This is a genomic window from Diaphorobacter caeni (assembly GCF_015354245.1).
Taxonomy (GTDB): Bacteria; Pseudomonadota; Gammaproteobacteria; order Burkholderiales; family Burkholderiaceae_C; genus Diaphorobacter_A; species Diaphorobacter_A caeni.
Window position 1 is genome coordinate 1 of record NZ_JADKYZ010000033.1, and the last position, 1572, is coordinate 1572.

At 59.2% G+C, this 1572-nt stretch carries 1 pseudogene; it reads right to left on the reverse strand.

Annotated features, from left to right (window positions below):
• Positions 1 to 1427: pseudogene (locus ISG32_RS27470) on the reverse strand (Tn3-like element IS1071 family transposase); the annotation flags it as partial.
• Positions 1428 to 1572 lie beyond the last annotated feature (145 nt).

Here is a 1572-nt window from a genome sequence, read left to right on the forward strand (position 1 = left end):
AACAAGCGCGCACGACCCCGAAAGCTCAGGCTGTGCTCAATCCAGACCGAGCCATTGCGCACCGCGCGGCGCAGGGCAAACAGGGTGGCCACCTCCAACGCCTGAAACGCCCGTTCCCGGTCTGGGCTGGAGATCGAAACCTGCCAGATCATTCCCAGACTTGGTGCCACCACTTCAACTGGCAGCTTTCTGGATCCTTTGAGATATAAAGCTTGCAGCTTGGCAAGGTACTCGATGGCAGGATGCTCGCCGGTGGCCTGCCAGGGCAGCTTTGCAATGGCGACGAGCAACGACCGCACGGGGCGAATTCCATCAATCAATCCCTCGCGGACCAGGGAGGCCCTGCTCGGTGGTTTGCGTTTCTGGGTTTCGGTGATCAAGGCTTCAAGACGGGCACGCAACTCAGCATCTGGCACCGCACCTTGCGCGCTCAAGGCAACAAGTTCGCCGAGCAGCGTTTTGTACATTGCGGCCCAATTGACGGTAGCGGGGACATCGGCGGCAGCCTGACGCCACAGATCGGCGATCCGGCGCTGCACCATAAGGATCAACTGGTCTGTGGTGGTGAACAGGCAATACCGAAGAAAGCATGCGACCTCCACGGTGCGCGCTGGCTCTTTGATCTTGGCTCCGGCTGAGGGCGGCCTGGAGACAAGTCGGCGCGCGTAGCGGCGCAAGATGAGATCGGGGATGTCTGCCAGGTGCTTATGAACGTCCAGCGTGTAAAGCAGGTCGATGCGCTCCAGTACCTCGCTGATTTGGCGGGTTGAGTGTTTCGCCGGTGCAGCCCATAGCCAACTCTGCTGGGTTTGTCCATCTGGGCGCAGCTCTGAAACTGAGGCTCGCCAGCGATCAAGTGTTGCTGGATCAACGCTGGCGGCGATGGCGGTGCCTGTTTCAACTTCAAGCTGGGCAAGTGCCGCCGCAATCAGTGTCCGAATTGCCCGCTCGTGCACGATCACCAGCTTGTTCTTGTACAGCCATTGACGCGCCCGCACGAGTAGCTGATCGCGGTCGGCGCAGCGCGCCACTTCGTCGCGCAGTTCACGTACCAGTGAGCGGCGCTGGTGCTCGCTCATCCACTGGAATCCAAGGACCGTGCAGGCTACTTGTTGGTGATCGAATAGCGTGCGCCCGCGTTCATACATGGCTCTCAGCGAGGCGACTTCTGGTGCTGCAATGCCAAGCTCGTTGCCAAGGTGGCGCCACAAGGCTACTGGAATTACCCGAAAGGCACCGAGCAAACGCCCACTCATGCGCAGGAAACCAATATGGAGCGCCAGACCAAGCTTGTGGGAATCACCTCGGCGTGCATTGATTGCGTCGCGCTCGGCACCATCGAAGGTGAAAAATGCCTTCATCTCGAAGTCGCTGATATCGCGGGGGAGCCCACGCATCCCCAAAAACGTTGTGTGCCAACCCTGCATCGTGAACCTCAAAAGTGGGAGGCCACCATACCCGTTTACAAAGCGAACAGGAAAGTCAATGAAATCAACGGTCTACCCAGACCACCCCCGCGCCAGTGCTAGCTTTGCGTACCGTCACTTATTGCACTGAAAACGAGGAGACCCC